Annotated in this window: 2 protein-coding genes; both read left to right on the plus strand. The window is 60.7% G+C overall.

Annotation, left to right across the window (positions count from 1 at the left end; genetic code table 11):
- The first annotated feature begins 205 nt into the window (after positions 1 to 205).
- Positions 206 to 2,302: a putative bifunctional diguanylate cyclase/phosphodiesterase gene (locus FEM54_RS28785; RefSeq protein WP_138453877.1), complete on the plus strand. Its 2,097-nt coding sequence runs from the start codon at positions 206 to 208 to the stop codon at positions 2,300 to 2,302.
- 54 nt (positions 2,303 to 2,356) lie between these two features.
- On the plus strand, positions 2,357 to 3,103 hold the full coding sequence (locus FEM54_RS28790; protein WP_017135063.1) for an SDR family oxidoreductase: 747 nt from the start codon (positions 2,357 to 2,359) through the stop codon (positions 3,101 to 3,103).
- Positions 3,104 to 3,166: the final 63 nt, after the last annotated feature.

Below are 3,166 nucleotides of genomic sequence, written 5' to 3' on the forward strand. Positions count from 1 at the left end.
CAATCGCCCACGGCCTGATTTTCAAGCAGATGATCCTGCTCAGCGGGCTGAAGCAGGTGGCATTTCAAGGTCAGTAGATCGGCGTCAAAATGCCACTAATGGCCCCGTGATAATTAATCAAACCGACAATAATTATTCTCGCTACAATCGCCGGCTTTGCCACTTGGCACGGGCGTTTTCAGGCCCGTCAGTCTTGAGAAGTCCCATGCTGATCGGTAGTTATTCCCCCTCTCTGGTCGTCATCTCCCTGTGCGTCGCGATCCTGGCGTCCTATACCGCGCTGGACTTGGCCGGCCGTATTGCGACCGCCAGGGGCCGCGCAGCGTACATGTGGATGACCGGCGGGGCATTGGCCATGGGCGTGGGCGTTTGGTCCATGCACTTTATCGGCATGCTGGCGTTGCGCCTGCCCTTTGCCCTCGGGTTTGACCTGGGTATCACCGCGCTGTCGTTATTGATCGCCGTGTTATCCAGTGGCTTTGCACTGTGGCTGGTCAGCCAGCCACGTCTGCCGGCTTGGCAGTTGGCATTTGGCGCGTTGGTGATGGGGGCTGGTATTGCCTGCATGCACTACACCGGCATGGCCGCGATGCGCATGACCCCGGGCATCGATTACGACCCCGCCCTGTTTGGCGCCTCATTGTTGATCGCCGTGCTGGCGTCCGGCGCGGCCTTGTGGATCGCTTTCAACTTGCGGCGCAACACGCCTTACGTACGCCTGGCGCGGGGGGGCGCCGCGGTGGTGATGGGCATTGCGATCGTCGGTATGCACTACACCGGCATGGCTGCCGCGCGTTTTGATGACAACAGTTTCTGCGGCGCCGCGCTGACGGGCCTGAGTGGCAAGGGCCTGGATAACCTGGTGCTGGTCACTTCGCTGGCGGTCTTGATCATCGCGTTATTGACCTCATTGCTCGACGCCCGGCTTGAAGCCCGCACTGCCGTGCTCGCAGACTCACTGACCCTGGCCAACCAGGAACTCACCCATCTGGCCCTGCATGACATGCTCACCGGGCTGCCTAATCGCACCTTGCTCGCCGACCGCATTCAACAAGCCATACAGGCGGTCAGGGAGCAGGGTGGTTGTTTTGCGTTGATGTTTATCGACCTGGACGGTTTCAAGCCGGTCAATGATGCATTTGGCCACCACATGGGTGACCAATTGCTGCGCGAGGTGGGTTTGCGTCTGCGCGAGGACCTGCGCAGCCAGGACACCTTGGCGCGCATCGGTGGCGATGAGTTTGTGCTGCTGGTGCAGTTGACCCAGCCGGACGACGCCATGGGCTTGGCCGAGCGCCAGGTTGGCTTGATCAACCGTACGTTCAAGGTAGCCGAGCATGAACTGAAGATTTCCGCGAGCATCGGCATTGCCATGTTCCCCGGTAACGGCGTTAACCCTCAGGAACTGCTGATGAACGCTGATGCCGCCATGTACCACGCCAAGGGCATGGGCAAGAACGGTTACAGCTTCTTTGATGTGTCGATGAACACCAATGCGCGTAAACAGCTGCAGTTGTTGCAGGACCTGCGCAACGCCGTTGAGCACCAACAGTTCCGCCTGTACTACCAGCCCAAGTTCGACGCGCTCAGCGGTATTGCGGTCGGCGCCGAAGCGTTGTTGCGTTGGGAGCACCCGCAACAGGGGCTGTTGTTGCCGGCGATGTTCATCGAGCTGGCGGAAAAAACCGGGTTGATTATTCCCATCGGCGAGTGGGTGCTCAACGAGGCTTGCCGCCAGATGGCTGTCTGGTACGCGCAGGGTTATGAAGACTGGCGCATTGCAGTCAACCTGTCGGCGTTGCAGTTCTGCCATGCAGGGTTGGTTAAAAGTGTCGCGCAGGCGCTGGAGCGTCACCGCTTGCCGGCCAACAGCCTGACCCTGGAAATCACCGAAACCACTGCCATGAGCGATGCCGATGCGAGCATGACGGTGCTGCAGCAACTGTCGGACATGGGCGTGGACCTGTCCATCGACGACTTCGGCACCGGTTATTCGAGCCTGATGTACCTCAAACGGTTGCCCGCCAACGAGCTGAAGATCGACCGCGGGTTTGTGCGCGATCTTGAACACGACAGTGACGACGCCGCCATCGTCTCGGCCATTGTCGCCCTCGGCCAGGCGCTAGGGCTGCGCATTGTCGCCGAAGGCGTGGAGACCGATGTGCAGCAAAGTTTCCTCACCCGGCTGGGGTGCAACGCGCTGCAAGGCTACTTGCTGGGCCACCCATTGCCGGCCGAGGGGTTCATGGCCGATATCCAGCGCGCCGAAGACGCCTTGGCGCCTGACAAAAGCCGTGGATGACGGGTATTCTCGGATCCAACCTTAAACCGTTGGTTTATTCAGGAGACCGCACGCATGGACAAAGTCGTCATTATCACTGGAGGCAGCCGTGGTATCGGCGCTGAGACGGCCTTGCTGGCTGCACGCCAGGGCTACCGCATTTGCATCAACTACCAGTCTGATGAGGCAGCGGCCCAGCGTGTGCTGGACCAGGTGCGCGCCTTGGGTGCACAGGCCATTGCGGTGCGGGCCGATGTCAGCATCGAGGATGAAGTGATCGCATTGTTCAATCGCGTTGATGCCGAGCTTGGGCGCGTGACGGCACTGGTCAACAACGCCGGCACCGTGGGGCACAAGTCGCGGGTCGATGAAATGTCCGAGTTCCGCATCCTCAAAATCATGAAGACCAATGTGCTGGGGCCGATCCTGTGTGCCAAGCAAGCGGTGCTGCGCATGTCGCCCAGGCATGGCGGGCAGGGCGGCAGCATCGTCAACGTGTCGTCGGTAGCCGCGCGCCTGGGTTCGCCGGGCGAATATGTCGACTATGCCGCGTCCAAGGGCGCGCTGGATACCTTCACCATCGGCCTGTCCAAAGAGGTGGCGGGTGAAGGGATCCGTGTCAACGCGGTGCGCCCTGGCTACATCTTTACCGACTTCCATGCCCTGAGCGGCGACCCGGACCGAGTCAGCAAGCTGGAGTCCGGCATCCCCATGGCCCGTGGCGGGCGCCCGGATGAAGTGGCGGAGGCGATTATCTGGTTGTTGTCGGACAAGGCTTCGTATACCACTGGCACTTTTCTGGATTTGGGCGGTGGCCGTTGAGTCTTTAGCGCCATTCAAGGCGCCATCGCGGGCAAGCCCGGCTCCCACAGTGAAATGCGTTCC

The organism is Pseudomonas edaphica, from assembly GCF_005863185.1.
In the GTDB taxonomy this organism is placed as follows: Bacteria; Pseudomonadota; Gammaproteobacteria; order Pseudomonadales; family Pseudomonadaceae; genus Aquipseudomonas; species Aquipseudomonas edaphica.

What these genes read in the sequence shown, in the direction of transcription:
- FEM54_RS28790 (WP_017135063.1), top strand. Translation starts at nt 2,357, where the DNA reads ATGGACAAAGTCGTCATTATCACTGGAGGCAGCCGTGGTATCGGCGCT.
- FEM54_RS28785 (WP_138453877.1), top strand. Translation starts at nt 206, where the DNA reads ATGCTGATCGGTAGTTATTCCCCCTCTCTGGTCGTCATCTCCCTGTGC.